The sequence below is a fragment of the Actinokineospora fastidiosa genome, from assembly GCF_014648415.1.
Taxonomy (GTDB): domain Bacteria; phylum Actinomycetota; class Actinomycetes; order Mycobacteriales; family Pseudonocardiaceae; genus Actinokineospora; species Actinokineospora fastidiosa.
Genome location: NZ_BMRB01000006.1, coordinates 153,751 through 180,191, shown reverse-complemented (window position 1 = coordinate 180,191; position 26,441 = coordinate 153,751). Strand labels below are relative to the sequence as shown.

Sequence of the window (26,441 nt, the reverse complement as noted above, 5' to 3'; positions counted from 1 at the left end):
GGTGGTTCCTCGTGATCCGCAACGGTGTCCCGGCCGCGTCCCTGATCGGCGCCGACTGGCGCAAGAGCAGCCGCAGCGGCGCGGTGGGCAACTGCGTCGAGCTGGCCCCGCTCGACGGTGGCACCGCCGTGCGCGACTCGAAGTGCCCCACCGGTCCCGCCCTGGTGTTCCCCGGCTCCGTCGCCGAGGTGATCAGGGGTTTCACGCGGTGAAATCGGACACGGAGTCGCAACTGCGCGCGCTGGTGGGGCGCGGCTTCGAGTTCCTGCACCCGCGCGACGCCAACGGCGAGCTGACCGCCGTCGTCGGGGTCCGGGTGCACCACGGCGTGATCGACGTCGTCCGGCTGCGCGCCGAGGACGACGCCCTCGCGTCGAGGATGCCGGGCGAGACGATCGACATCACCCGGCCCGCTAGGACTCTCTGGAGGCGGGAGGGATCGGCCAGCGAGGTGCTGGGCGCCCTGCTCGCGCTGCCGGAGGATCACATTCCCGGGGAGGACCGGCCCCGCTCATCGAAGCCGGTGAGCGGCTGCTGGGTGCCCACCGCCCCGGGTCGGGCGAAGTGGCTGCCCGCGACGGCGTAGTCGCGAGGAACCGTTCAGCGCCCATCGCGTCCCATCACCGCGCCCGATGGGAACGCTCGCACGACGGAGGCCATCCCCGCCCCGGGGTGGCCTCCGTTTCTGTAAGTACCGTCACCTCGACCCCCGGGTTGCCTGCCTCCTACTGGCTAGTAACATCGGCCGTGGCAAAGGCCACCGTGCCGTGCGGCCGCGCCTCATGGCAAGGTCGGCCGAACCGCACGACAATCGGCACGTCGCGCCGCTTCGGTCGGCTGCTCGTACCCGGGAGGTCGAAGAAGACCCATGCCAAACATCGTTGTCCTGGTCAAGCAGGTGCCAGACACCTACTCGGAGCGCAAACTCTCCGACAGCGACCACACGCTCGACCGCGAGTCCGCCGACGCGGTGCTCGACGAGATCAACGAGCGCGCCGTCGAGGAGGCGCTGCTGATCAAGGAGGCCCAGGGCGGCGAGGTGACGGTGCTGTGCGTCGGCCCGGACCGGGCCACCGAGGCCATCCGCAAGGCCCTGTCCATGGGCGCCGACAAGGCCATCCACGTCTCCGACGAGGCCCTGCACGGCGCCTGCCTGCTGCAGACCACCAAGGTCCTGGCCGCGGCGATCGGCCGGGTCGATGGCGTCGACCTGGTGATCGCGGGCAACGAGGCGACCGACGGCCGCGGCGGCGCGATCCCGGCGATGCTCGCCGAGGTCCTCGGCTTCCCGCAGCTCACGCACGCCCGCAAGGTCGAGATCGACGGCTCCGCCATCAAGGTGACCAGGGAGACCGACGCGGGCCTGCAGCACCTGGAGGCGTCGCTGCCCGCCGTGGTCAGCGTCGGCGAGAAGATCAACGAGCCGCGCTACCCGTCGTTCAAGGGGATCATGGCGGCCAAGAAGAAGCCGGTCGAGACCCTGACCGTGGCCGACCTCGGCATCGACGCGGGCTCGGTCGGCCTGGCCGCGGCGAGCACCGCGGTGCTGGAGGCCGCCCCGAAGCCCCCGCGCGCGGCGGGCACCCGGGTGCAGGACGAGGGCGACGGCGGCGCGAAGATCGCCGAGTTCCTCGTCGGCCAGAAGCTCATCTGATTCCCGTCCACTAAAGGAGAACGAGACATGTCCGAGGTCCTCGTCCTCGTCGACCAGGTGGACGGCGAGGTCAAGAAGGTCACCTTCGAGCTGCTGACCGCGGCCCGCGGGCTCGGCGAGCCCGCCGCCGTCGTGGTCGCCGCGCCCGGCACCGCCGGGAAGGTGAAGGACGCGCTGGCCGGTTACGGCGCGGCCAAGGTGTACGTCGCCGAGTCGGCCGACGTCGACACCTACCTGGTGACGCCCAAGGTGGACGTGCTGGCCGCGCTGGTCGCCGCCAAGTCCCCCGCCGCGGTGCTGATCCCGGCCACGGCCGAGGGCAAGGAGATCGCGGGCCGCCTGGCCGTCCGCACCGACTCCGGCCTGCTGATCGAGGCCGTCGGCGTCGAGAAGTCCGGCGACGACGTGGTGGCCGTGCAGGGCATCTTCGGCGGCGCGTTCACCGTCAAGTCGAAGTCCACCCAGGGCACGCCGATCGTCACCGTGCGCCCCGGCGGCGTCGAGGCCGAGGCCGCCGACGGCGCGGCCGCCGAGGAGACCGTCGAGGTCCCCGCAGCGGACGCCGCCAAGGCGACCCGCGTCACCGGCACCGAGCCCATCATCGGCGGCGACCGCCCCGAGCTGACCGAGGCGTCGGTCGTCGTCTCCGGCGGCCGCGGCGTCGGCTCCGCGGAGAAGTTCGACGTCGTCGAGAAGCTGGCCGACGCCCTCGGCGCGGCCGTCGGCGCCTCCCGCGCCGCGGTCGACTCGGGCTACTACCCGGCCCAGTTCCAGGTCGGCCAGACCGGCAAGACGGTGTCCCCGCAGCTCTACATCGCCCTGGGCATCTCCGGCGCCATCCAGCACCGGGCGGGCATGCAGACCTCGAAGACGATCGTGGCGGTCAACAAGGACGCCGAGGCCCCGATCTTCGAGATCGCCGACTTCGGCGTCGTCGGCGACCTGTTCGCCGTGGCCCCGCAGCTGACCGAGGAAGTCACCAAGCGCAAGGGCTGATGGTGCGTTGTCGATGGGGCGGCTCTCCCGGTGGGGAGCCGCCCCTTCGGCGTTTCACCGGGTGATCGGCTCCACGACGCGGCACTGGTTCAACTGCCGGACGAGTTGATGGGCGACGGTCCACCGGATCGCGGGATCGTCGTGGGCGACGACGGCGTTGCCGATCGCCACCGGACCCGTCGGCGTCGGCCGGTAACGCACTCCCCGGACGCCGACGATCGGGTGGGACCTCGACCGGACGTGGACCAGTCCACCGCGCAGGCCGGGGCAGAGCCTGGCCGCGGTTCGAGCGCAGGGCATGCAGACCGGAGCGTCATAGGTGGCCATGCCGTCCGGCCACCTCGGCCAGTCCCCGCGGAAGTCCGGCATCACCCACAGCACGCCGTCCGGGCCACGGTCCGGGAGCCCGGCGCAGACCTGGCACAGCAGCCGCTTCATGACCCGTCGCTGGCGTAGTGAATGAACCTCGCCGAACAGCGGTCTTCCTGCGCCCGGACGCGATTCGACCCGTGCCCAGAGGACGCCCTTGGTGTCCCGGTCGACGAGGGTCTCGTCCCAGTACCCGATCCCGTTGCCGCAGGGCGACCGGACCACGCGGGCCGCCAGCCGCCGCTCTCCGCTCCATGCGGCGACGTACGGTACCCGGCCGTCGCTGACCTCGATCATTCGCCATCCGATCTGGAGTGCCGGTCGTTCCGGATCGGAACCTAGGCGGCCGTCGGCGGGCCGGACGCACGTCGAAGGCATGAGTTGTATGCGTGGCGCGCATAGCGCTGGCGAGACCGGCCGATACCGTGGAGCTGACGCGTGGTGACCAGGTCTGCGCGGAGTGCGAGCAGGAGGGTGAGATGCGTGCTCCCTTGCGTCCCCGTGACTTCTGGATCGCCCCTCCGTTGGCGCACGCGTTCGCCGACCGCGATATGGGCGCCCTCGTTCGCGCCTACCGCTACCACCCGGTGCACGGACATAGGGCTCTGTCCCAGGAAACGGTGGCTCGGTGGCTGGGGATCTCCCAGTCGCAACTCAGCCGCGTCGAGTCCGGGCGGAACCGGGTCGACACCTTGAGCAAGCTGGTCCACTACGCACGAGTGTTGAGAATTCCCGCGGACCTGCTCTGGTTCGACCTGCCCGAGGAAGCGCCTCGATTCCCCCGCGAGGGTGAGGTCGTGGCCCTGCCCGGCGGACCACTCGTGCCTGCTGCCAGCTCAAGCACCTCCTCGCTGCTCGCCGATTCGCTGTTGAGAGCGCTCGACCTCCACGCGGTCACGGACAACCTGGCTGGTCCTCGCGCGCTTCTGGCGCTGATCCCGCACCAGCGCCGGTATGTCGAGGAGCGGTTGAGCAGTGCCCGGGGCGCCGACCGCGCCGCGCTGCTTCGAGTGGCGGCCCGGTACGCGGAGTTCGAGGGATGGGTCTACCAGGACTCGGGCGCTTTGGACGACGCCATGCGGTCGTCGCACGAAGCCTCCGATTACGCGCGGGAGGTAGGCGACGCTTCGCTGTCGTCCTACATCCTCATGCGCCGGAGCAACATCGCCGGTGAAGCGGGTCGGCATCAACTCGCTCTCCGGCTGGCGGAATCGGCTCTCGCCTACTCCGATCGCATCTCGCCCACGCTCCGCGCCTTGGCGCTTCGTCAGCAGGCGCACGTGCACGCGAGGAGACGTGACGCAGGCAGTTGCGAGCGTGCGTTGGCCGTCGCCTTCGATCTGGCGGAGCGGGCCCCTGAACCGTCCGGCGCTCTCGGGAGCTACTGCACGCCCGCATACCTGCAGATGGAAGCCGCGGACTGCTGGATAGAACTCGGTCGCCCCGAGGTCGCGATCGGCGCATTGCGCGGGAGTCTGGCCCGGTGGGAACCTCAGTACCGGCGTGATCTCGGGGTGTGCCTGGCCAGGCTGTCCCTCGCGCACGCGGCCGGATCGCAGCCGGAGCACGCCGTCGAGGTCGCGCGGAGTTGTGTCGCTCTCGCGGCGGAAACCCGTTCTCACCGCGTCATCGCGCTGCTGACGCGGGTGGGGGATCGGCTTCGGACGATGAGGGCCGGTGAGCACATCCGGACTATGGAGACGCTGCTGCGGCCCCTCAGGTTGGGAACTGGTGAGCGAGGTGTCCATGATCACCATGGCGACGTCCGTCGATGAGGCTACGCGGGGAGCAGAGGTCGCAGTCCTCCCGGTGGGGAGCTTTGAGCAACACGGTGGTCATCTTCCCTTGGCCACCGACACTCTGGTGGCCTGTGCGATCGCAGGAAGGATCGCGGAGCGGCACGGGCTGTTCTGCCTGCCGCCGATCACCATCTCCTGCTCGCACGAACACGAGGGTTATCCGGGCACCGTGAGTATCGGGGCGGGGACGCTGATCGCGATGATCGGCGATATCCGGGCCTCGTTGTCGCGATCGGGCATCGATCGGCTGGTGATGGTCAACGGGCACGGTGGGAACTACGTGCTGTCGAACATCGCTCAGGAGGCCAACGTCACCGGGCGGAAGGTCGCGCTGTTCCCCGGGCGTGACGACATCGCCAAGGCACGTGAGGACGCTGGCATGGCGACTTGCGCCAGCGAGGACATGCATGGCGGTGAGTGGGAGACCTCCATCCTCCTCCACACCCACCCGGACGCCGTCGGGGACGGCCGCGCCGACGCCGATCACGAGGCGACGGCGCGGCCGTACCTGCACTTGCTCGGGATGAAGGGCTACACCGAATCCGGGGTGATCGGGCGGCCGTCGCTCGGCTCGGCGGAGAAGGGGCGGGCGGCGGTGGAGTCGCTGACCGAGTCCTTCGCCTGCCTGCTCGGCCTCCTCCGCGAATAGCCCGGCCACCACCAGTTCCAGCGGTCCATGACGGCGACCGCCGCGGGGACCAGGATGGCGCGGATCAGGGTGGCGTCCAGGAGGATGCCGATGGCGACGGCGGAGCTGAAGACGGCCACGTCGAGTTCGCCGCCGAGGGACATCGCGGCGAAGGAGCAGAACAGGATCAGCGCGGCCCTCGTGATGAGCCTGCCCGTGCTGCCCAGTCCGTTGACGACGGCCTCGCGCGTCGAGCCGGTGTGGTCGTACTCCTCGCGCATGCGGGAGACCAGGAACACCTCGTAGTCCATGGACAGTCCGAAGAGGAACGCGAACACCGTGATCGGCACGAAGGTGCCCACGGCGCCGTCGGGTTGGATGCCGAGCAGGGTCTCGGTTCCCCAGCCCCACTGCCACAGGACGACCGTCGCGCCGAGGACGGCGCCGAGGGACAGCAGGTTGAGCAGGATCGCCTTCAGCGGCAGCACCAGCGACCGGAACGCCCGGGCCAGCAGGAGGAACGTGGCCACCGACAGGATCGCCAGCATCCACGGGAAAGCGTCGTACGCCGCGTCCAGGAAATCCTCCTGCTGGGTGATGTTGCCGCCCACGAGCACGCCGTCCGGGACGACCTCCCGGACGCGGTCCAGGGTCGCCAGGCCCGGCTCGCCCTCCGCCGCGGGCAGGACGCCCAGCAGGGCCGCGTCGCCGGAGCGCCACGAGTCCGGGGAGACGACGGCGTGGACGCCCGGCACCGACTCCAGGGTGCGGACCAGCGCCGGAACCGCGCCCGCGTCGGGCACATAGACGTCGAAGGACGTCAGGACGCCGCTGGGCACGCCCGCGTCCGTGAGCGCGGTCAGGCCCTCCCGGCCGGGGCCGGAGTCGGCCAGGTCCGCCGACCGCGGGACGTGCAGGTTGATCGTCAGCGCGATCGCCGACAGCCCCAGCAGCAGCGCGCCGGACACCGACAGCGCCGCCACCTTGTGCCGGACGATCAGCGCCGCCCAGCGCGGCCACCGTGCGCTGCGCCGCTCCGCCTTGACCGCGCCAGCGCGGGCGAGGACCAGCGGCAGCAGGGTCAGCGACACCGCGGCGCTGGCGGCCGTCACCAGCATCCCGCCGACGCCGAGGCTGCGCAGCAGCGGGATGGGCAGCACGACCATGGTCACCAGCCCGACGGCGACCACGGCCGCGCTGAACCCGACGGCGTGGCCCGCGGTCGCCATGGCGGTGTGGACGGCGTCGAGCGGGGACGCGCCGCTCGCGCGTTCCTCGCGCCAGCGGCTCACCACCAGCAGCCCGTAGTCGACCGCGAGCCCGACGCCGAACAGCGGCGCCATCATCATCGTGGTGTCGTGGATGTCCACGACCAGGCTCGCGGCGAGCAGGCCCAGGAAGGACACCGGGACCGCCACCGCAGCGGTCAGCAGCGGCACCAGGGCGAGCCGCGAGCGGAACGCCCGGATCAGCACGACGAGCGCGGCGGCGATGGTGACCGACAGCTTCACCGCCATATCCACACCGCCGCCGTCTATGCCCGTCGCCAGCTCGTCCAAACCGGTGACGTGCAGGCGCGCGTCGGAGGGGAGGTGCGGCGCCATCGCCGCGCGCACCCGCTCGGCCAGGTCGGTGCCCTCGCCGAGCGCGCTGCCCGGCAGCCCGCCCGCCTGCACCGGACCCCCGTAGACCAGCGCGTACCGCGTGTTCCCCTCGGCGAAAACCGGCTCCTCGTACGCCACGCGCGCGCCCATCGCCGAGACGGCGGCGAACGCGGCGGTCAGGTCCGCGGGCCCGCTCAGCTCGACCACCGGCACCACGGGCCGCGCCTCGCCGCCGGTGCCGAACTCGGCCGTGATCCGCTGGTTCGCCTCATACCCGGGAAGCCCGGGGAACTCGTTCGCCTCGGTGACCCTCGGCAGCAGCAGCGCGAGCGCGGCGCCGCCCGTCAGCACCGCGGCGGCGATCACCAGCCCGACCGCCCGGGCCCGCCGCAGCACGAATCTCGACAGTCTCTCCATGGGCACCAGCACAGTCGTCCGATCTTCACCGGCTCTGCGCCCGTTCTGGGAGTTCCCTGTGAAGGCGGCCGCGCGGCGGTGACCGCCGGGCACACTGTGCCCCGTGAACCCGCGCATCCTCGTGGTGGACGACGAACCGCACCTGGCCGACCTGGTGGCGACCGCGCTGCGCTACGACGGTTTCGACACCACGACCGCCGGGACCGCGCGGGAGGCGCTGAGCAAGGTCGGCGCGTTCGCCCCCGACCTCGTCGTGCTGGACGTCCGGCTGCCCGACGGGTCCGGGTTCGACGCGTGCCGGGCCCTGCGCGGGCGCGGCGTCGACACGCCCGTGCTGTTCCTGACCGCGTTGGACAGCCCCGCCGACAAGGTCACCGGCCTGACCGCGGGCGGCGACGACTACCTCGCCAAGCCGTTCAGCCTCGACGAGCTGGTCGCCCGGGTCCGCGCCATCCTGCGCCGCACCCGGCCGCGCCGCCGGTTGTCCGTCCACGACCTGGAGATCGACGAGGACGCCCACACCGTGCGCCGGGCCGGGGTCCCGGTCGACCTCACGCCCACTGAGTTCGCCCTGCTGCGCTTCCTGGTGGCCAACACCGGCCGCGTGCTGTCGAAGAAGCAGATCCTCGACCACGTCTGGCAGTACGACTTCGGCGGCAACGACGGCGTGGTCCAGACCTACATCTCCTACCTGCGGCGCAAGGTGGACACGGTCGAGCCGCGGCTGATCCACACCATCCCGCGCGTCGGCTACGTGGTGAGAGGCCCGCTGTGAGCCTGCGGTTCCGGCTCGTCGCGACGCTGCTCGCGCTGGTGGCCGCCGGGGTCGGCGTCGCGGTGGGCGCGCTGTTCGGGGCCATCCAGGACTGGGCGTCCGACCGCACAGACGACGTCCTCATCGCCGTGGGCGACCGGCTCGCCGCCGAGGGGATCGACGAGGACACCGTCTGGAAAGCCGTGCTCGCCGAGTCCGACGCGCCCTCCTACGTCCAACTGCGCGGCCCGGACGGGCCCATCGCGACCGTGGGCGACGGACCGGTGCTCGGCGACGTGCCGCTCGGGTTCAGCACCGTCGGCGACTGGCTCGTGCGCGCCGTCCCTTCCGGTGAGAACACCCTGGTCGTCGCGATGCGCACCGACACCTCCGACGCGCTACACGGCCGGGCGACCGGCGTCGCGGCCGTCTCCGCGCTGTCGGCGCTGCTCGGCGTCGCGGTGCTCGCGCCGTTCGTCGTCCGCCGCGCGCTGCGGCCCCTCGACGACCTCGTCGACACCGCGTCCGCGATCGGCGGGGGCACGGACAAGCCCGTCAGCGGCGGCACCGAGGTCGCGCGCCTCGCCCGCGCGCTCGACGCCACCAGCGCCCGGATCGACGCGGCCCTGCGCGACCGCGACGAGGCCAACGACCGGCTGCGGCGGTTCGTCGCCGACGCCTCGCACGAGCTGCGGACCCCGGTCGCGGCCATCCGCGGCTACGCCGAGCTGTTCCGCCGCGGCGCCGCGGAGCGGCCGGACGACCTGGCCAAGGTGCTCGCCCGGATCGAGGCCGAGGCGGCCAGGATGGGCAGGCTCGTCGACGATCTGCTGCTGTTGGCCCGATTGGATGAACTCCGTCCTCTCGCCACCCGAACGGTCGATCTGTCCACTGTGTGCGCCGACGCCGTCGCCGCTGTCCGCCTCGTGCACCCGGACCGGGTCTGGGAACTGGACCGGAAACCGACCCCGGTCCGCGGCGACCCGGACCGGCTGCGGCAGATTGTCGACAATCTGCTCGGCAATGTCGCCCGGCACACCCCGCCGGGAACGCCAGCGCGGGTCACCGTCACCGGAGACGGGCCGGAAGCGGTGCTGACCGTCCGCGATCACGGACCCGGTCTCGACCCCGCTGACCAGGCACGGGTCTTCGAGCGGTTCCACGGCCGCGGCGCCGGGACCGGCCTCGGGCTGGCCATCGTCGCGGCCATCGCGCGGGCGCACAGCGGGTCGGTATCAGCGGACAACCCACCCGGCGGCGGCGCGCAATTCACGGTGCGGATACCGGCCGAACCGGCAATTCACGGAAGTTCCATCCAAAAGTAAATGTAATGAGCCCGTGGCGGACCCGCGCGGGGACGTATACACCTATTCCATGACCCACTCACAGGTCCTGCTGAGCACGGCGAAGGCGGGAACGGACGCGCCGCAGTACTCGCTCCTCGTCGCCAACGACTCCGCGGAGGTCGAGGCGGCGCAGCGGCTGCGGTACGACGTTTTCGCAGGTGAGATGGGGGCCACCCTCCACTCGCCGGTGGCCGGGCTGGATGTGGACCGGTTCGACGAGCACTGCGACCACCTCGTCGTCCGGCACGACCAGACCGGTCAGATCGTGGGCACCTACCGCATGCTGCCGCCGGAACGGGCGGCCGCGGCGGGCGGGTTGTATTCGGAGACCGAATTCGATCTTTCCCGGCTGTCCGGACTGCGCGGGGAACTCGTCGAGACCGGACGCTCGTGCGTCCACCCGGACCACCGCACGGGCGCGGTCGTGAGCCTCGTGTGGGCCGGGATCGCGCGCTACATGCTGCTGTCCGGCCACCAGTGGCTGGCCGGGTGCGCGTCCGTCCCGCTGACCGACGGCGGCACGCTCGCCTCCGGCGTCTGGCAGACCGTGCGCGCCAAGCACTTCGCCGACGAGCGCTACGGCGTGGAGCCGCTGACGCCGTGGCACCCGGAGTCGGTGGCGCCGCCCGCGCGCACCGTCCTGCCGCCGCTGCTCAAGGGCTACCTGCGGCTGGGCGCGTGGGTGTGCGGGCGGCCCGCGCTCGACGCCGACTTCGGCGTGGCCGACTTCTTCGTGCTGCTCGGCCTCAAGCACGTCGACCAGCGCTACCTGAAGTTCTTCCTGGGGGAGTAGCGATGCACCCGTACATGCCGCTCTCGCCGTGCGGCCCGCACTGCCTCGACGGCGACGAGCCGACGGTCGGCCGCGCCCGGGTCGTCCTGCGGCTCGCCGCCGCGGTCGGCGTCGTGCTCGGCGCGTTCCTGGTGCTGCCGTTCCTGGCGCTGATCGGGCGGCGCGGCCGGGAGCTGGCGGCCAAGCTGATCTTCCGGGGCCTGCTGGGCGCCTTCGGGGTGCGGCTCACCGTCACCGGCGACCTGCCCCGCTCGGACGGGCGCGGCGTGCTCGTGGTGACCAACCACATCTCCTGGCTCGACGTCGCCGCGCTCAACGCCGTGCGCCCGATGCGCGCGATGGCCAAGACCGACCTGCGGTCCTGGCCGGTGCTGGGCACGCTGATCGCCCGCGCTGGCACGGTGTTCCTCGACCGGGAGAGCCTGCGCGCGCTGCCCGGCGCGGTGGACGAGTTGGCCCGGGTGCTGCGCGACGGCTCGATGATCTACGTGTGCCCGGAGGGGACCACCTGGTGCGGCAAGGGGATGGGCCGGTTCCGCCCCGCGCTGTTCCAGTCCGCGTTGGACGCGGGCGTGCCGGTGCGCCCGGTCGCCGTGCGCTACCACCTGGCGTCCGGGCGGGAGACGCCCGCGCCCGCGTTCATCGGCACCGAGACGATCCTGGAGTCGATGACGCGGGTGGCCCGGCTCCGCGGCCTGCACGTGGAGCTGCGGGTCTGCGCCGAGATCGCCCCCGGCCGCGCCGACGACCGGCGCTCGCTGGCCGCGCTGACCGAGGCCGCGATGAACACCGCGCTGGGACTGCGCGTGACCATCCCGGCACCGAGAACGGTCTGGACCTCCAGTGCGGTCGAGAGTGCACGATTGGCCGGTGACCACCACCCCGGCTGAGGCGCCGACCGGCAATCCCCTGTGGGGCAGGCAGAACCGCGCGACGACCGTCGGCATCCTGCTGCTCATCACCATCGGCGCGTTCGAGCACCTGGGCGTCAGCACCGCGATGCCCCGGATGCTCGCCGAACTCGACGGCGGGCACCTGTACTCGTGGCCGTTCACCGCGTTCCTCGCCGCGAGCGTGATCTCGACGGTGCTGGCTGGCCGCGTCGCCGACCGGATCGGCCCGCGCCCGGTGCTGCTGGTCGGTCCGGCGCTGTTCCTGGTGGGCCTGGTCGTGGCGGGCACGGCGACGGCGATGCCGACGCTGCTGGCCGCCCGCTTCCTGCAGGGCCTCGGGCTGGGCGCCGAGGCGGTCGCGATCTACGTGCTGATCGCGATGGTGTACCCGGAGAACCTGCGGCCGAGGATGTTCGGCCTGCTCGCGGCGGCGTGGGTGGTCCCGTCGATCCTCGGCCCGACGGCCGCGGGCGTGGTCACCGAGCTGGTGGGCTGGCGGTGGGTGTTCCTGGGCCTCGCCCCGCTCGCCCTGCTGGGCGTGCTGCTGCTCATCCCGACGCTGCGCGACCTGCCGTCGACGGAGTCGTCCGGCCCGGCGCGCCGGGGACTGCCGCTTGCCGCTGTCGCCGCTGGCACCGGCATCGCGGCGCTGACCTGGGCGGTCCAGCACAAGACGCTGTGGCTCGGCCTGCTCGGTCTCGTGCTGCTCGCCCCCGCCCTGCGCGTCCTGCTGCCCGCCGGGACCCTGCGCGGGCGCCCTGGCCTGCCCAGGGTCGTGTTGGGCCGTGGTCTGTTCGCGGGCGCGTTCTTCGGGGTGGAGGCCTTCGTGCCGCTGACGCTGACGGCGGTCCACGGGTACTCGCCCGCGCTGGCGGGCCTGCCGCTCACCGTCGGCGCCCTGGGCTGGTCCGCGGCGTCGTGGTGGCAGGGTCGGGTGGAGCTCCCGCGGTCGGTCCTGGTGCGGATCGGCTTCACCATCCTGGCGGTGGGCCTGGCCGGGATGGCGCTCGTCGCCCCGGACTGGCCGCTGGCCTGGACGGCGTCGCTGTGGTGGGCGATCGCGGGCGCGGGCATGGGCATGGCCTTCCCCGCGGTGAGCGTGCTCGCCCTGGACTACGCCGCCGAGAGCGAGCGCGGCTTCGCCTCCTCGGCCCTGCAGGTCTCGGACATGGTCTTCTCCGCTGTGATGGTCGGCACCGGCGGCGTCCTGCTGGCGGCGCTGGCCTCTACCGCGGCTCCTACGCAGGCCGTGCTGGTGCTCAACCTGGCCATGGCCGGGGTCGCCGCGCTCGGCGCGCTGCTGTTCGCCCGGGTGCGCGACTGACGCGCTGCGTGAGTGCGGCATCGCGGTGCGTGGAACATTCCGCGCCATCGCGGTGTTGGAAGGAGGGTGCTGAGCCTGATGCCCGCGACGGCCCTGGTTACGCTGGTGGCGCGATGACCTACCTCGACCACGCGGCCACCACGCCGATGCTCCCCGAGGCGGTGACGGCGCTCACGAACGCGTTGTCCACCGTCGGCAACGCGTCCTCGCTGCACACGTCCGGCAGACGCGCCCGCAGGGCCGTCGAGGAGGCCAGGGAGTCCATCGCCGCCTCGCTCGGCGCGCGGCCCAGCGAGGTCGTCTTCACCTCCGGCGGCACCGAGGCCGACAACCTCGCCGTCAAGGGCGTCCACTGGGCCCGCAAGGGCCGCAACCGCGTGCTGGTCAGCGCGATCGAGCACCACGCCGTGCTCGACGCCGCCGACTGGCTGCGCGAGCACGCGGGCGCGGACGTCACGTTCCTCGAGGTCGACGACTTCGGCCGCGTGCACGCCGACACGCTGCGCGCCGCCATCGCCGAGGACCCCGACGCGGTGTCGCTGGTCAGCGTGATGTGGGCCAACAACGAGGTCGGCACGGTCAACCCGGTCCGCGAGCTGGCCGAGACCTGCGCCGAGTTCGGCGTCCCCTTCCACACCGACGCCGTCCAGGCCGTCGGCGCGCTCCCGGTCGACTTCGCCGCCGCGGGCCCGAACGCGATGACGGTGTCCGGGCACAAGGTCGGCGGCCCCTACGGCGTGGGCGCGCTGCTGCTCGGCCGCGACGTCCCGTGCGTGCCGCTGGCCCACGGCGGCGGCCAGGAGCGCGAGGTGCGCTCCGGCACCCTCGACGTGCCCGCCATCATCGCCATGGCCGAGGCCGTGCGGGTCGCCGTCGACGAGCGCGAGGCGCGCGCCCGCAAGCTCGCCGACCTGCGCGACGACCTCGTCCGCCGGGTCAGGGCCGCGGTCCCGTCGGCGATCTACAACGGCGACCCCGGGCACACCGCCATGGACGGCGGCCCGTCGCGGCTGCCCGGCAACGCGCACTTCACCTTCCCCGGCTGCGAGGGCGACAGCCTGCTCATGCTGCTCGACGCGCGCGGCATCGAGTGCTCGACCGGGTCGGCGTGCACCGCGGGCGTCGCCCAGCCCAGCCACGTGCTGCTCGGCATGGGCGTCGACCCCAAGCTCGCCCGCGGCTCGCTGCGGTTCTCCCTCGGGCACACCTCGACCCGGCAGGACGTCGACGCGCTCGTCGCGGCCATCGGGCCGGTGGTCGAGCGCGCCCAGTCCGCGGGCCTGGCCGGATTGCGGCGCGGCTGATGCGCGTGCTGGCCGCCATGAGCGGGGGAGTGGACTCCGCGGTCGCCGCCGCGCGGGCGGTCGACGCCGGGCACGACGTCACCGGCGTGCACCTGGCGCTGTCGGCCAAGCCCGGCACGCTGCGCACGGGCTCCCGCGGCTGCTGCACGGTCGAGGACGCCCACGACGCCCGCCGCGCGGCCGACATCCTCGGCATCCCGTTCTACGTGTGGGACTTCGCCGAGCGGTTCACCGAGGAGGTCATCGAGGACTTCGTCGCCGAGTACGCCGCGGGCCGCACGCCCAACCCGTGCCTGAAGTGCAACGAGCGCATCAAGTTCGAGGCGTTGCTGGACAAGGCGATCGCGCTGGGCTTCGACGCCGTCTGCACCGGCCACTACGCCCGGCTGGCGGACGGGACCCTGCGCCGGGCCAAGGACGCGGGCAAGGACCAGTCCTATGTGCTCGCCTCGCTGACGCCGGAGCAGCTGCGCCACGCCATGTTCCCGGTCGGCGACACGACCAAGGACGACATCCGCGCCGAGGCCGCCGCCCGCGACCTCGCCGTCGCGGACAAACCGGACAGCTACGACATCTGCTTCATCCCCGACGGGGACACCCGCGCGTTCCTGGAGTCGCGGATCGGCAGCAGGCCCGGCCAGCTGGTCGACGCCGAGTCCGGCGCGGTGCTGGGCGTCCACACCGGCGTGCACGGGTTCACGGTCGGACAGCGGCACGGGCTGGGCATCGACCGGCCAGCGCCGGACGGGCGGCCGAGGTACGTGCTGTCGTTGGAGCCGGTCGACGGGACCGTCCGGGTGGGACCGGCCGACCGCCTCTCCGTGCGGGAGATCGTGGCCGATCGGGCGGTGTGGCCGCACAACCGGCCGTTGGACGGCGTCGTCGAGTGCGTCGCCCAGGTGCGGGCGCACGGCGGCACCAGCCCGGCGACCGCGGAGTTCCGCGACGGGACGCTGACGGTGCGCCCGCAGGCCCAGTTGCGCGGTGTCGCGCCTGGACAGGCCGTGGTCCTGTACCGACCGGACGCCGACGGGGACGTCGTGCTCGGCAGCGCCACCATCCGCGCCACCAGCGCCTGAGCGCGGTTCATGATCACTGTCCGACACGGCTGATTGAGTGAGTGCTGCTCAGCAGTTCTACTCTGCGTCACCGCCCTCACCCCACTGTGACTTCGCCGCGGCCCGTTACGCAGGAATTATGTAGAGCGACGTATCTGGGGGAGCACGGGATGCTCTACTACCAACGGCAGACACCACCTCTTGAGCAACACGGACCGTCACGAAGGGTGGGGCGATGGTGACGATGGGACCGCACGCCGGATCGACCGTCGATGAGGACTGCCCGCCGGGCGGCGGGACCAGACTCCCCGTCGGTCCCGCCGTGGCGCTGCTGGAGCGCCACCGGGCCAGGATCCTCGACCCGGCGTCCGCCCTGGCCACCCCGGACGGCGCCAAACCCGCGTCCACCCTGTACCGGGGCGACACCCTGCTGGTGCCGCTGCGCCTGGTGCGCGACGCGGAGGCGTTCGCCCGCCTCAACGAGGTGATCGCGCCGATGGGCGCCGTCCTCGAGGCGGTAGTGCCCGCGACCAAGCGCTGGCAGGAGGTCCTGCCCCGGCTCTCCGACGACCTGCCGGTCTCCACCCTGGTCCGGCTGACCGAGGACTCCTGCCTCGACCAGCTGCCCGACCCGTGGGCCCTGCTGGTGCGGCTGCGCCGCAAGCTCGGCATGGCGGAGACCCAGGGGATCGGACTGGAGCACCTGGCGGGAGCGGCATCGGTGGAACTGCACGGGACGCCCTTCGGACACGGCCAGCCGTTCGGCCACGGGCAGCCCTTCGGCCACGGGCAGCCCTTCGGCCACGGCCAGCCGTTCGGGCACGGCCAGGGGCCTGCCGGTCTGCCGCTGGCGACCGGCAGCCGCAACCCCGTCCGGCTGTTCATGCCCCGCCCGCGCAGGCGCGACGTCGACGACATCGGCGCGGGCAGGCGGCCCGTGGTCGCGGTGCTCGACACCGGCATCGGCGAACACCCCTGGCTGCCGGTCGGCGACCCCTGCGACGACCCGGTGGTCGAGATCGCGCCGGACTTCCAGCAGCTGCTGGCCGACGCCGAGGCCGCGCTGGCCGCCGCGAGCGGGCACCAGCCCGGGCCGTCCCTGGCCTCGCCGAACGACCAGCGCGACGTCGTGCAGCCCCTGCTGGGGCTGACGGACTCGCACAGCGGCCACGGGACGTTCGTGACCGGCCTGGTCCACCAGAACTGCCCCGACGCGCGCATCCTGTCGCTGCGGGTGCTGCACACCGACGGCGTCACCACCGACCGGATCGTCCTGCTGGCCCTGGAGTGGCTGCGCCTGCGCGTCGTCGCGGCGCTGGCCGACGGCACGCCGGAGAAGCTGGTCGACGTGGTGTCGCTGTCGCTGGGCTTCTACCCCGAGGCCGACGACACCCAGACCGGGTACCTGCTCGCCGAGGCCGTGCGGAAGCTGACCGACCTGGGCGTCACGGTCGTGGCCGCCGCGGGCAACGACGCCACCGCGCGCCCGTTCGTCCCCGCCGCGCACGCGCTGAACGCCGACGGCAGCAACAACGGCAACGAGCTGCTCGTGGCCGTGGGCGCGCTGAACGCCTCCGGCAAGACCGTGGCGGCGTTCAGCAACGAGGGCGACTGGGTGACCCGCTGGGCGCCCGGCAACGCGCTGGTGTCCACGGTCCCGCTCTGGCAGGGCTCGGGCACGGGGTCGCTCGAACTGGAGAGCGCGGGCCAGGTCCGCTCCGGCCCCGACGGCGACGACCTCACCACCGGCTTCGCGGTCTGGGCGGGCACGTCCTTCGCCACGCCGGTGATCGCGGGCATGCTCGCCGACCGCCTCGCCGACCGGCCGGACCCGGACGAGGTCGCCGAGCGGCCGCACCGGGCCGCGGCGGCGCTCGCCGAGGTCGACGACTACCTCAAGACGCTGGGCTGGAAGCGCTGACGGCGGGCGCGGCGAAACCGGCAACGGCAAGGGAGTGCGGAACGGGCAGGCAGCTTAGGGATACTGAGCGGGAGTCCGTACTGTAATGATCTGTGGCCAGCGACCGTGAGCGGGTTCTGCGCCGGGCCGGGCGGTTCCAGGAGCGGGCTCGGCAGGCCGTCTACGCCTACCGGTTCGCCGACGCGCGCACCGCGCTGAGGTCGGCGCTCGCCGCGCTCGACACCGTCGACCACACCGGGGACGCCGACCTCGTCACCATGCGGGTCCGGGTGCTCGTCAGCCTCGCCTACTCCGACGCGGAGGGGGCGGGCAAGGGGCTCGACGCGCTCGACGCCGCCGAGCGCCTGCTCCCGCAGATCCCGGCCGGGCCCCGGCGGCGCGAGCTGCAGGGGCTCGTCGAGCAGCAGCGCGGGTTCCTGCTGATCCGGGCGGGCCGCGGCGACGAGGGCATGCGGCTGCTCGACTCCGCGGTCCACCACCTGGAGACCGTGCTGGAGCTGGGGGTCGGCGACCCGGACGTGCTCGCGGGCCTGCACATCAACCGCAGCCTGGTGTTCATCGAGCGGGCCGACACCGCCGGGGCCGTCGCCGAGCTGCGGCGCAGCGTCGACCTCGCCGAGCGCTACGACCTCAACCTCGTGGGGATCAAGGCCCGGCACAACATCGGCTACATCGCCTACATGAGCGGCGACCTGCCGACCGCGCTGCGCGACTTCGAGCGCGCGGCGCGCGAGTGCCTCGCCCACGCGCCCAGCCTGGTGCCGGTCGTGCGGCTGGACCAGGCCCGCGCGCTGCTCGCCGCCGGGCTGCCGCAGGACGCCGCCCGGCACCTGGAGGACGCGCTTCCGCTGCTGCGCAAGCAACGCGCGGGCCAGGACGCCGCCGAGGTCGAGGTGACCCTGGCCGCCTCCGCGCTGCTCGACGACCGGGTGCGCGACGCGCGCAGGTGGGCGCGGTCGGCGGAGCGGCGGTTCATCCGCCGGGGCAACCAGCGGTGGGCGGCCGTCGCGGCGCTGGCCGGGCTGCGCGCGGAGACCGCGGGCGCGCTGAGCGCCGGGCGGGTGCCCGGGTCGCTGCCCGCGGTGGCGGTGAAGCTGGCCGAGGAGCTGCGCGGGCTGGGGTTGGTCGACGAGACCGCGCTGGCGCTCATGCTGGCCGTGCGGCTGGAACTGCGCCGCGGCGACCGGGAGGCGGCGCGCTCGCTGCTGGCGCAGGTGCCGAGGCCGCGGCCCACCACGCCGGTCGACCACCGGATGCTGCTGCGGCTGTGCCGGGCCGAACTCGCCGTCGCCGACGGCAACCGCAGGCGCGCGCTGGCCGAGGCCCGGTCCGGGCTGACCGAGCTGGGCACGGCCCGCGACCGGATGGGCGGGCTGGACCTGGTGTGCGGGACCGCCGTGCACGGCCGCCAGCTCGGCGAGCTCGCCGTCCGGCTGACCCTGCGCGGTCGGCCGAGGGCGCTGTACGACTGGCTGGAGCGCACCCGCGCCCAGGTCTACCGCTACGAGCCGCTGCCGGAGATCGACGACCCGCGCATCGCCCAGACGGCAGCGGAGCTGCGGCGCTCGCGGCGGGAGGCGCAGCTGGCCCGGCTGTCCGGCAGGCCGGTGGCGCCGCTGGAGAAGCAGACGGCCGCGCTGGAGCGCGAGGTCGTGCGGCTGGGCTGGTACGCCAGCCCGTGGGGCAGGCCGCGCCCGGTGGCCCCGCTCGACGCGGTGGCGGCCGCGCTGGGGTCGACGGCCCTGGTGGAGTACGCGTCCTCGGGCGGGGACCTGGTGGCGGTGGTCGTCGCCGACGGGGTGACCCGGCTGGTCCGGCTGGGCTCGATGGCCGAGGCCGCCGAGTGGGCGGCGCGGCTCTACAACGACCTCAACGCGCTGGCCCCCGACGTGCTGCCGCCGCCGATCGCCGCCGTGGTGCGCGACTGCGCGGTCCGCAGCGCGGGCAGGCTGGACGAACTGCTGGTGCGGCCGCTGCTGCCCGTCATCGGGGACCGGGATCTGGTCGTGGTGCCCACCGGGGAGCTGTACGCGGTGCAGTGGGGCAGCCTGCCGTCGCTGGTGGGGCGGCCGGTCGTGGTGGCCCCGTCGGCCACGGCGTGGCACACCGCGGCGACCTCGCCGGGCGCGCCGTCCGACCGCGTCCTGCTGGCCCGCGGCCCGAACCTGACCGGCCGGGTGACCGAGGGCGTGTCCCTGCGCGGCATCTACCCCGACGCGATCGACCTCGACGACGAGCACGCCACGGTCGCCGAGGTCCTGTCCGCATTGGACGGAGCCGCGCTTGCCCACGTCGCCGCGCACGGCGAGCACGAGTCCACCAACGCCCTGTTCTCCCAACTCGAACTCGCCGACGGCCCGCTGTTCGCCTACGAGGTAGCCCGCCTGCCCCGCCCACCCCGCCAGGTGGTCCTGGCGGCCTGCGAGCTGGCGCTGAGCTACGTCCGCCCCGGCGACGAGGCCCTGGGCTACGCGGGCGCCCTGCTGGCCGCGGGCGTCCCCACCGTCATCGCCGCCACCAGCCGCGTCGGCGACGAGGCCGCCGCCACCGCCATGGTCGACTACCACCAGCGCCTGCGCGCGGGCCATCCCCCCGCCCGCGCCCTCGCCGAGGCGGTGGCCGTCGACCCGTACCGCCGCCCGTTCGTCTGCCTGGGCTCGGGCTGACCGAATGCCCGTGACCCTCCGACTCGCGCGGGTGACCAGCATCTACTGGTAAGCATCGTCGCCGGGATTCGGCGATGACGCCTGCTGCCCCCGCCTCCACCGACGGCAATCCCCCTGACTACCTGACCTGAACCACCCAATCCGGGCGCAAGGACCGTAGACAGGCGTCAAGGCCGTACCTACGATCACGCCACTGTGTTCTGACCCACACCTCCGCGAGAGGCGGCGTGATGAGTTCTCCCGAGACCCTCTGCTCGGCGTTCCAGGACATCGCGGGGAGGCAGCCCGATGTGGTCGCGTTGCGCGCGCCCGGCGACGTCGTGTCGCTGCGGTGGCGGGACTACGCCGAGCGGGTGCGGGGGGTGGCCGCCGGGCTGGCGGCGCTGGGGGTCGGCCGCGGGGACACCGTGGGGATCATGCTGGCCAACCGGCCGGAGTTCCACGTCGTCGACGCGGGCGCGCTGCACCTGGGCGCCGTGCCGTTCAGCGTCTACAACACCCTCGCCGCCGAGCAGTTGGCCTACGTGCTGGCCAACGCGGGCAACTCCGTGGTCGTCACCGAGGAGCAGTTCCTGCCCGTGGTCCGCGCCTCCGGGGCGGACGTGCGGGTCGTCTGCCTGGAGGAGGGCGTCGAGGGGACGATGTCGCTGCGGGAGCTGGAGGAGTCCGGCGCCCCGGACTTCGACTTCGACGCCGCGTGGCGCGCGGTCGGCCCCGACGACCTGGCCACGATCATCTACACCTCCGGCACCACCGGCCCGCCCAAGGGCGTCGAGCTGACCCACCGCAACGTGCTCGCCGTGGCGGACGCGGTCAAGCAGGCGTTCCAGGTCCGCCACGGGGACCGGGTGCTGTCGTTCCTGCCCTCGGCGCACATCGCCGACCGGGTGGTGGCGCACTACACCTCGATCCTGTTCGGGTCGGTCGTGACGTCGGTGGCCGACCCCAAGCAGCTCGCCGCCGGGCTGGCGGACTGCCACCCCACCGTCTTCTTCGCCGTGCCGAGGGTGTGGCAGAAGTTCAAGCTCGCCATCGACACCGCGCTGGCGGGCGAGCCGGAGAAGAAGCGCAAGATCGCCACCTGGGCCATCCAGACCGGCGTCAAGCACGCCAAACTCTCCGTCGCGGGCAAGCCCGTCCCCACCCTGCTGAGCATCCAGCACAAGCTGGCCGACAAGCTCGTGCTGTCCAAGCTGCGCCACAAGCTCGGCCTCGACGAGTGCCGCGTCGCCGTCTCCGGCGCCGCCGCGATCCCGGTGGACACCCTGGAGTACTTCTGGGGCCTGGGCATCCCGGTGTACGAGGTGTGGGGCATGTCCGAGACCGCGGGCCTGGGCACGTCGTGCCGCCCGGGCCAGGTCAAGCTCGGCAGCGTCGGGATGGCGGTGCACGGCGCGGAGGTAGGGCTGGCCGACGACGGCGAGCTGCTGGTCCGCTCGCCGTCCACCATGCGCGGCTACCGCGGCGACCCGCAGCGCACGGCCGAGACCATCGACATGGACGGCTGGGTGCACACCGGCGACATCGGCGTCATCGATGCCGACGGGTTCGTGTCCATCGTGGACCGCAAGAAGGAGCTGATCATCAACTCCGGCGGCAAGAACATGTCGCCGACGAACATCGAGAACGCGATCAAGGCGGCCAGCTCGGTGATCGGGCAGGTGGTGGCCATCGGCGACGACCGCCCGTACGTCACCGCCCTGGTCGTGCTCGACGTCGACGCGGCCGCGGGCCTGGCGGCCAAGCTCGGCGTGGCGGCCTCCCCGAGCGCGATCGCCGAGCACGAGCAGGTCCGCGAGTTGGTGGCCGAGGCCGTCCGCGCGGGCAACGCCCGGCTCGCGCGCGTCGAGCAGGTCAAGCGGTTCCGCATCCTGTCGGCGGCGTGGGAGCCCGGCGGCGACGAGCTCACCCCGACGCTGAAGCTGCGCCGCAAGCCCATCGCCCGCAAGTACGCCCACGAGATCGACGACCTCTACGCCGAGTCGCCGAGCCCGGCCACGATCAGCGTCTGACGGGGAACCGGACCACCCCGTATCCGGTGGCGGCCGCGGCGAGGCAGACCACCGCCAGGCCGGGGACCGCCACCGGCAGCGGCGCGTCGGTCAGCACGGGCGCGACCGCGAGGACCTGGCCGACGGCCGCCACCTGCACGACCCGCAGCCTGGCCAGCTCGGTCCAGCGCGTGCGGTTGAGCAGCAGGGCGAGCACCGGCAGCACGGGCGCTGCCCAGACCAGGGCGTCCGCGTCGACCAATGCGGTCACGGCGATCGTCAGCAGCGCGACGATGACGGCGAACCGCGTGTGCGAGCGCATGGCGTCCAGCATGCCGGCCGCGGCGTGACCCGGTTCAACATCACTATTCATTAGATGTATACACTCCCGGTCACATTCATACCTGGGGGTGGCCAGTGCTCAACCCACTTCGTGCGGCCGTAGTCGCCGCGTTCGTCCTCACCGCCGGTTGCACCGCGGCCGACCCGCCCGGGCCGCCGCCCGGACTCGCCGAGCGGGGCACGACGTTCACCAAGGCGACCGTCACCAAGCAGGACCTGACCGCGAAGGTCAGCCTCACCGGCAAGGTCGAGCTCAACCCGGTCTACGGCATCGCCGCGCCCGTCGACGGCGAGGTCCGGTACCTGGCCGCGCCGGACGCCGGGCCGGTCGCGCGCGAGACGCGGGTCGCCACCGTGTGGTCGGACGGCGAGCCCACGCGCATCGTCATCCCCGCGGGGGCGGAGTTCGCGGGCAGGCTGGTGGCCGACAGGGCGGTCGTCGTCAAGGGCACGCCCATCGTCTCCGTGCGCCACGGCGGGTACGCCGTCGCCGCCGACATCGACGGCAAGCAGGCCTACGCGATCGCCAACGGCCTCAAGGCCGTGCGCGCGCAGATCGAGGGCGGGCCCGGTCCGTTCGCCTGCGCCACGCTCGGCACGATCGCCGCGCTGCCGCCGGGGACCGTCCCCGAGCCGCCGGAGCCGACCGCGCCGCCGGTGGACCCGACCGCGCCGCCGACGATGGCCGGGCCGCCGAAGGACGTCGAGCCGCAGCCGGAGCCCTCGGAGCCCACCGGCATGCGCCTGGTCTGCACCGCGCCGTCGGGCACCACGCTGATCAACGGCGCCCCCGCGACCGTCGAGGTCGTCACCGCGGAGGCCAAGAACGTGCTCGTCGCCCCGGTCGAGGCCGTGGCGGGCACGCAGGGCAAGGGCCAGGTCGACGTGATCGGGCCGGACGGGGAGCGGGTCACCACCCCCGTGCAACTGGGGCTCACCGACGGCAAGGTGGTGGAGATCAAGTCCGGGCTGGAGGGCGACGAGACCCTCGCCGTGCCGGGGCCGACGCTGGCGGCGCCCGAGCCGACCGGCGAGTTCGGGCCGGGGGGTCCCTGACATGACCGCGCTCCTGGAGCTTTCCGGCATCGCGAAGGTCCTGACCGGGCAGGGGCAGCCCCGGCCGATCCTGACCGGCGTCGACCTCACCGTCCACACTGGGCAGAGCGTGGCCATCCTCGGCCGGTCCGGGTCGGGCAAGAGCACGCTGCTGAGCCTCATCGGACTGTTCGACCGGCCCGACGGCGGCCGCTACCTGCTGGCGGGCGAGGACATCACCACCGTGTCCGAGCGCCGGGCCGCGCGGCTGCGCAGCGAGCGGTTCGGGTTCGTGTTCCAGCGGTTCTTCCTGCTCAAGCATCTCACCGCAGCGCAGAACGTGGCGATGGCGCTGGTCAACGGCCAGGGATGGCTGCCACGGCGCAGCCGACGGGCCACGGTGATGGCCGCGCTGGACCAGATGGGCATCGCGCACCTGGCCAAGCACAAGCCCACCCGCCTGTCCGGCGGCGAACAGCAACGCGTCGCCATCGCGCGGGCGTTGGTGCGGCGGCCGCAGGTCCTGCTGGCCGACGAGCCGACCGGCGCGCTGGACACCGAGACCGGCTCGCTGGTGATCGACGCGTTGCACGCGGCCACCGAGCGGGGCTGCGGCCTGGTGCTGGTCACCCACGACCAGGCCCACGCCGCGCGCATGGGCCGCGTCCTGCGGCTGGTCGACGGCGCGCTGGTGCAGGAGGTCCGGCGATGAGGCTGTCCGGGAAGCTGCGCTCGGCCCTGGTGATCGGCGGCCAGGGGATCCGGGCGCGCAAGCTGCGCACGTTCCTGTCCATGGTCAGCCTGTTCCTCGGCGTCCTCGCGGTGGTCACCGTGCAGGCGGGCGCGGTCATCGCCGACCGCGCCGCGCGGATCGACCTGGAACTCAACATGGGCCGCGATGGCACCGTGCAGGTCTACCTGCCTGACCACGCGGAGACGGTCGACATCACGCTGGACACGGTGAGCGGCGCGGCCGGGACGGCGGCCCTCACGTCCTACCGCGCCGTGGTCGGCGAGCCGGGCGTGACCCCGGTGAACGCGGGCGGCATGTCCTTCGACCACCTCGGCGGGAACTACGGCGGTTACACGTGCGACCGCTACGGCAACTGCGTGTCGTTGGAGGCGGACAAGACCAAGCCGCCGGGCCAGGCGGTGGAGTTCAGCCTGTACGGGCTGACCGGCGACCTCCGCCAGTTCCGCCCGTTCCACCTGGTCAGCGGCGCCTGGCTGGACTTCACCGGCGGCCCCCTGATGTCGCCGGGGCTGGTGGTGAACGAGGAACTGGCCAAGGGCCTCAACCGCTACCAGGTCCCCGCCGAACTCCGCCTGGCGGGAGCGACGACCAACGCCACCCCCCGCATCATCGGCGTGGTCGACGACGGCAACAGCATGCCGACCGCCTACGCCCGCTCCGACGAACTCCGCACCTGGTCCCCACCCGACCGAGTAGCCCAGCTCTACCTGTCCTCGGACGCCGAGCCGGTGGCCCAGGTCCTGAAAACCCGCCTGACAGCGGCGGGCGCCCCGATGGACCAGTGGTACTCCCAGGTCATCGACTCCGAGGAGTTCGTGGGCGACCAGCTGATGCTCCTCCGCCTGATCTTCCTGGGCATGGCCGCCCTGGTCCTCCTGATCGGCGCAGCAGGCATCCTCAACGTCGGCCTGGCGACGGTGGGCGAACGCATCGAGGAATTCGCCCTCCGGAGAGCGGTAGGAACGCCCCGCCTGCTGCTGGCAGGCATCGTGTTGGCGGAGACCATGATCGTCGGCCTCCTGACAGCGGGAGCCGCGACCGGGGTGGGCGTGCTGGGCTTGGAAGTCGCGAGGCGGGTGCTGGGAGACCGGGAGCCATTGCTGGCGGAGGTCGCCTTCCCGTGGGAAGCAGGATTGGCAGGCGTCATCGCAGGAGTGGCGGCAGGCGTACTGGGCGGCCTGATACCCGCGATCAGAGCAGCAAAGATCCCCATCGCCACGGTAATGCGCGCCTAACCTTTGAAGCAGCGCAACCACCAACAATCGCAACACGCCCCACACAACTGTCCGATGGGGTGGACCCGCATTCGTGGGGAGCGAAGCGGTGCTACCCTCGCTCGGGCGTGGACGGCTTCGCCGCTCCGCCCTTTCTCCACGCCCGCGCCGCTTCGCTTAGGGGCCCCGCGAATGCGGGTTCACCTCATCGGACGCCACCAGATCAAATCGCGCCATGAACCTTGAGTGCGCACTTGATCGCCCGCTTTGGCCAGGCGCAGGTGCCGTAGGGCGACAGGCGGTGGCGAGGGTGGTTCGCGATTTGCTTTGTTGGTGTCCGATGGAGTGAACCCGCATTCGCGGGGCCCCTAAGAAAAGCGGCGCGGCGCGGAAAGAAGGGCGGAGCGGCGAAGCCGTTCCGCGCCGAGCGAGGGTAGCACCGCTTTTCTCCCCACGAATGCGGGTTCACCCCATCGGACAGTTGTGGGGCGTGTTGCGTTTTGTGGGTGGTTGCGCTGCTTCTAGGGCTACCAAGACTCCGGTGGCTCTACGAAAGCCTTGCCGACGTCCCGGACCAGTGTCATGGCGCGTCGGGCCCAGTCCGGTGTGGCGCCCGCGAGACCGCAGGACGGAGTCGGCACCGCCCGCTCCGCCAGGATCGTCCTCGGGAACCCGAGCCGGTCCACCAACCGGAGTGCCGGGTCGGCGGCAGCGCGCAGGGTGGGCGCCTGGGCGGGTTCGACTCCGGGGATCACGCCCAGGAACAGGACCGTCCCGTCCTCCCAAGCCTCCCCGATCTCGTCCAGCGCTGCCGCGTCCATCGCCAGGGTCGCGTCGAAAGCGATTGCGTCCGCGCCCGCCGAGCGCAGTAGGGAGATCGGGGGGCGGGGGGCGCAGCAGTGGACGATCACCGGTTGGCCGGTGGCTTCCCTGGCCGTCTCCACCAGGGTCGACAGGACCTCCCGGGCCTCCGGCTCCGCGACCGCGGGCACCGTGCCGTAGCCGGACGGGGTCGGGACCGTGCCGTTGAGGACGGCGGGGAGGCCGGGCTCGTCGAACTGGACGACGATCTCCGCGCCCGTGCGCCTGCGGGCGTCGGCGACGTGCTGGGTCACGCCCTCGGCGAGGGAGGCCGTGACATCGCGGAGGGCGCCGTGGTCGGTGATGACGCGGTGGCCTCGGGGGAGTTCGATGCCCGCCGTGAGGGTCCACGGGCCGGGCAGTTGGAGCTTGAGCACCGGCGGTGCCGCGCCCGCCCGGCCGATGGCCTCCTCGACGGCGTCGAGGTCGCGGCGCAGGAGGTCGACCGCGCGGCGGTGGTCGCCGCCGGGGCGGGCGGTGATGCGGTAGCCGCTGGGCACCAGCTCGACGGCGATGTCGACCAGCAGGGCCGCGCCTCTGCCGAGGATGTCGGCCCCGAGTCCGCGCGCGGGCAGTTCGGGGATGTGCGGGAACTCGGGCAGCTCGCCGAGCACGACGGCGGCGGCCTCGACCGGTTCACGCCCGGGCAGCGACCCGATGCCGGTCGCCGCCCCCGGGGCCCAGGGTGCGGTGCTCATTGCCGCAGTTTGGCAGAGTG

Annotated in this window: 23 protein-coding genes; 19 read left to right on the top strand and 4 right to left on the bottom strand. The window is 72.9% G+C overall.

The window, feature by feature from the left end:
* Window positions 1-11: 11 nt before the first annotated feature.
* The 4 genes from IEY98_RS26995 (at window position 12) to IEY98_RS26980 (ending at window position 2,650) form a co-directional block, all read left to right on the top strand.
* Window positions 12-212, top strand: a complete 201-nt coding sequence (locus IEY98_RS26995; protein WP_229787538.1) for a DUF397 domain-containing protein — start codon at window positions 12-14, stop codon at window positions 210-212.
* Window positions 209-586 carry a hypothetical protein gene (locus IEY98_RS26990; RefSeq protein ID WP_189213467.1) on the top strand — a complete coding sequence of 126 codons (378 nt, stop codon included), beginning with the start codon at window positions 209-211 and terminating at the stop codon, window positions 584-586. Before IEY98_RS26995 ends, IEY98_RS26990 begins: the two co-directional genes overlap by 4 nt.
* 282 nt (window positions 587-868) lie before the next feature.
* Complete coding sequence (locus tag IEY98_RS26985) at window positions 869-1,654, top strand: electron transfer flavoprotein subunit beta/FixA family protein (protein ID WP_189213466.1); 786 nt, start codon at window positions 869-871, stop codon at window positions 1,652-1,654.
* A 27-nt stretch (window positions 1,655-1,681) separates the two neighbouring features.
* Entirely contained in the window at window positions 1,682-2,650 is a 969-nt protein-coding gene (locus tag IEY98_RS26980; RefSeq protein ID WP_189213465.1) for an electron transfer flavoprotein subunit alpha/FixB family protein, read from the top strand.
* A gap of 54 nt (window positions 2,651-2,704) precedes the next feature.
* Here IEY98_RS26980 and IEY98_RS26975 read toward each other — a convergent pair whose 3' ends face one another.
* Window positions 2,705-3,316 (bottom strand): hypothetical protein, encoded by a 612-nt coding sequence (locus IEY98_RS26975; protein ID WP_189213464.1) that lies wholly within the window; start codon window positions 3,314-3,316, stop codon window positions 2,705-2,707.
* A gap of 92 nt (window positions 3,317-3,408) precedes the next feature.
* On the opposite strand from IEY98_RS26975, the gene IEY98_RS26970 reads away from it, so the two are divergent.
* Together IEY98_RS26970 and IEY98_RS26965 are read left to right on the top strand one after the other, a co-directional pair.
* The gene (locus IEY98_RS26970) at window positions 3,409-4,794 is read left to right on the top strand and encodes a helix-turn-helix domain-containing protein (protein WP_189213463.1); all 1,386 of its coding nucleotides are present in this window, start codon (window positions 3,409-3,411) and stop codon (window positions 4,792-4,794) included.
* Window positions 4,766-5,467: a creatininase family protein gene (locus IEY98_RS26965; RefSeq protein ID WP_189213604.1), complete on the top strand. Its 702-nt coding sequence runs from the start codon at window positions 4,766-4,768 to the stop codon at window positions 5,465-5,467. The genes IEY98_RS26970 and IEY98_RS26965 overlap by 29 nt, the downstream gene beginning before the upstream one ends.
* On the opposite strand, the gene IEY98_RS26960 is transcribed toward IEY98_RS26965, so the two are convergent.
* Window positions 5,350-7,467, bottom strand: coding sequence for an MMPL family transporter (locus IEY98_RS26960; protein ID WP_189213462.1), 2,118 nt, complete (start codon window positions 7,465-7,467; stop codon window positions 5,350-5,352). The two genes, IEY98_RS26965 and IEY98_RS26960, sit on opposite strands and share 118 nt — an antisense overlap.
* Window positions 7,468-7,570: 103 nt before the next feature.
* Between IEY98_RS26960 and IEY98_RS26955 the strand changes: the two genes are divergently transcribed.
* The 10 genes from IEY98_RS26955 to IEY98_RS26910 all read left to right on the top strand — a co-directional run bounded on the left by IEY98_RS26955 (window position 7,571) and on the right by IEY98_RS26910 (window position 21,538).
* Entirely contained in the window at window positions 7,571-8,242 is a 672-nt protein-coding gene (locus IEY98_RS26955) for a response regulator transcription factor (RefSeq protein ID WP_229787536.1), read from the top strand.
* Window positions 8,239-9,546: a sensor histidine kinase gene (locus IEY98_RS26950; RefSeq protein ID WP_189213461.1), complete on the top strand. Its 1,308-nt coding sequence runs from the start codon at window positions 8,239-8,241 to the stop codon at window positions 9,544-9,546. The genes IEY98_RS26955 and IEY98_RS26950 overlap by 4 nt, the downstream gene beginning before the upstream one ends.
* Window positions 9,547-9,595: 49 nt before the next feature.
* The gene (locus IEY98_RS26945) at window positions 9,596-10,360 is read left to right on the top strand and encodes a GNAT family N-acetyltransferase (protein ID WP_189213460.1); all 765 of its coding nucleotides are present in this window, start codon (window positions 9,596-9,598) and stop codon (window positions 10,358-10,360) included.
* Between the two features lie 2 nt (window positions 10,361-10,362).
* Window positions 10,363-11,250 carry a lysophospholipid acyltransferase family protein gene (locus tag IEY98_RS26940; protein ID WP_189213459.1) on the top strand — a complete coding sequence of 296 codons (888 nt, stop codon included), beginning with the start codon at window positions 10,363-10,365 and terminating at the stop codon, window positions 11,248-11,250.
* The gene (locus tag IEY98_RS26935) at window positions 11,231-12,577 is read left to right on the top strand and encodes an MFS transporter (RefSeq protein WP_189213458.1); all 1,347 of its coding nucleotides are present in this window, start codon (window positions 11,231-11,233) and stop codon (window positions 12,575-12,577) included. Before IEY98_RS26940 ends, IEY98_RS26935 begins: the two co-directional genes overlap by 20 nt.
* 113 nt (window positions 12,578-12,690) lie before the next feature.
* Window positions 12,691-13,881: a cysteine desulfurase family protein gene (locus IEY98_RS26930; RefSeq protein ID WP_189213457.1), complete on the top strand. Its 1,191-nt coding sequence runs from the start codon at window positions 12,691-12,693 to the stop codon at window positions 13,879-13,881.
* Window positions 13,881-14,960, top strand: a complete 1,080-nt coding sequence (gene mnmA, locus IEY98_RS26925; RefSeq protein ID WP_189213456.1) for a tRNA 2-thiouridine(34) synthase MnmA — start codon at window positions 13,881-13,883, stop codon at window positions 14,958-14,960. Before IEY98_RS26930 ends, mnmA begins: the two co-directional genes overlap by 1 nt.
* A gap of 214 nt (window positions 14,961-15,174) precedes the next feature.
* Entirely contained in the window at window positions 15,175-16,860 is a 1,686-nt protein-coding gene (locus IEY98_RS26920; protein WP_189213455.1) for a S8 family peptidase, read from the top strand.
* Between the two features lie 92 nt (window positions 16,861-16,952).
* Entirely contained in the window at window positions 16,953-19,526 is a 2,574-nt protein-coding gene (locus tag IEY98_RS26915) for a CHAT domain-containing protein (RefSeq protein ID WP_189213454.1), read from the top strand.
* A gap of 230 nt (window positions 19,527-19,756) precedes the next feature.
* Window positions 19,757-21,538 carry an AMP-dependent synthetase/ligase gene (locus tag IEY98_RS26910; protein WP_189213453.1) on the top strand — a complete coding sequence of 594 codons (1,782 nt, stop codon included), beginning with the start codon at window positions 19,757-19,759 and terminating at the stop codon, window positions 21,536-21,538.
* Here the strand turns inward: IEY98_RS26910 and IEY98_RS26905 are convergent.
* Window positions 21,528-21,839, bottom strand: coding sequence for a hypothetical protein (locus IEY98_RS26905; RefSeq protein ID WP_189213452.1), 312 nt, complete (start codon window positions 21,837-21,839; stop codon window positions 21,528-21,530). The two genes, IEY98_RS26910 and IEY98_RS26905, sit on opposite strands and share 11 nt — an antisense overlap.
* A gap of 95 nt (window positions 21,840-21,934) precedes the next feature.
* Here IEY98_RS26905 and IEY98_RS26900 point away from each other — a divergent pair, with 95 nt between their 5' ends.
* Genes IEY98_RS26900 through IEY98_RS26890 form a run of 3 tightly spaced genes read left to right on the top strand, consistent with a single transcriptional unit; the run spans window position 21,935 to window position 24,883 of the window.
* Window positions 21,935-22,915, top strand: a complete 981-nt coding sequence (locus IEY98_RS26900; RefSeq protein ID WP_189213451.1) for an efflux RND transporter periplasmic adaptor subunit — start codon at window positions 21,935-21,937, stop codon at window positions 22,913-22,915.
* A gap of 1 nt (window position 22,916) precedes the next feature.
* Complete coding sequence (locus IEY98_RS26895) at window positions 22,917-23,606, top strand: ABC transporter ATP-binding protein (RefSeq protein ID WP_189213450.1); 690 nt, start codon at window positions 22,917-22,919, stop codon at window positions 23,604-23,606.
* Window positions 23,603-24,883: an ABC transporter permease gene (locus IEY98_RS26890; RefSeq protein ID WP_189213449.1), complete on the top strand. Its 1,281-nt coding sequence runs from the start codon at window positions 23,603-23,605 to the stop codon at window positions 24,881-24,883. Before IEY98_RS26895 ends, IEY98_RS26890 begins: the two co-directional genes overlap by 4 nt.
* A 506-nt stretch (window positions 24,884-25,389) precedes the next feature.
* Here IEY98_RS26890 and IEY98_RS26885 read toward each other — a convergent pair.
* Window positions 25,390-26,421: a methionine synthase gene (locus IEY98_RS26885; protein ID WP_189213448.1), complete on the bottom strand. Its 1,032-nt coding sequence runs from the start codon at window positions 26,419-26,421 to the stop codon at window positions 25,390-25,392.
* Between the last annotated feature and the right edge of the window lie 20 nt (window positions 26,422-26,441).

Excerpts from the sequence above, each read along its gene's own strand:
- IEY98_RS26985 (WP_189213466.1), top strand. The coding sequence starts at position 869 with ATGCCAAACATCGTTGTCCTGGTCAAGCAGGTGCCAGACACCTACTCG.
- IEY98_RS26980 (WP_189213465.1), top strand. The coding sequence starts at position 1,682 with ATGTCCGAGGTCCTCGTCCTCGTCGACCAGGTGGACGGCGAGGTCAAG.
- IEY98_RS26975 (WP_189213464.1), bottom strand. The coding sequence starts at position 3,316 with ATGATCGAGGTCAGCGACGGCCGGGTACCGTACGTCGCCGCATGGAGC.
- IEY98_RS26965 (WP_189213604.1), top strand. The coding sequence starts at position 4,766 with ATGATCACCATGGCGACGTCCGTCGATGAGGCTACGCGGGGAGCAGAG.
- IEY98_RS26960 (WP_189213462.1), bottom strand. The coding sequence starts at position 7,467 with ATGGAGAGACTGTCGAGATTCGTGCTGCGGCGGGCCCGGGCGGTCGGG.
- IEY98_RS26945 (WP_189213460.1), top strand. The coding sequence starts at position 9,596 with ATGACCCACTCACAGGTCCTGCTGAGCACGGCGAAGGCGGGAACGGAC.
- IEY98_RS26940 (WP_189213459.1), top strand. The coding sequence starts at position 10,363 with ATGCACCCGTACATGCCGCTCTCGCCGTGCGGCCCGCACTGCCTCGAC.
- IEY98_RS26930 (WP_189213457.1), top strand. The coding sequence starts at position 12,691 with ATGACCTACCTCGACCACGCGGCCACCACGCCGATGCTCCCCGAGGCG.
- mnmA (WP_189213456.1), top strand. The coding sequence starts at position 13,881 with ATGCGCGTGCTGGCCGCCATGAGCGGGGGAGTGGACTCCGCGGTCGCC.
- IEY98_RS26920 (WP_189213455.1), top strand. The coding sequence starts at position 15,175 with ATGGTGACGATGGGACCGCACGCCGGATCGACCGTCGATGAGGACTGC.
- IEY98_RS26910 (WP_189213453.1), top strand. The coding sequence starts at position 19,757 with ATGAGTTCTCCCGAGACCCTCTGCTCGGCGTTCCAGGACATCGCGGGG.
- IEY98_RS26905 (WP_189213452.1), bottom strand. The coding sequence starts at position 21,839 with ATGCGCTCGCACACGCGGTTCGCCGTCATCGTCGCGCTGCTGACGATC.
- IEY98_RS26895 (WP_189213450.1), top strand. The coding sequence starts at position 22,917 with ATGACCGCGCTCCTGGAGCTTTCCGGCATCGCGAAGGTCCTGACCGGG.
- IEY98_RS26890 (WP_189213449.1), top strand. The coding sequence starts at position 23,603 with ATGAGGCTGTCCGGGAAGCTGCGCTCGGCCCTGGTGATCGGCGGCCAG.
- IEY98_RS26885 (WP_189213448.1), bottom strand. The coding sequence starts at position 26,421 with ATGAGCACCGCACCCTGGGCCCCGGGGGCGGCGACCGGCATCGGGTCG.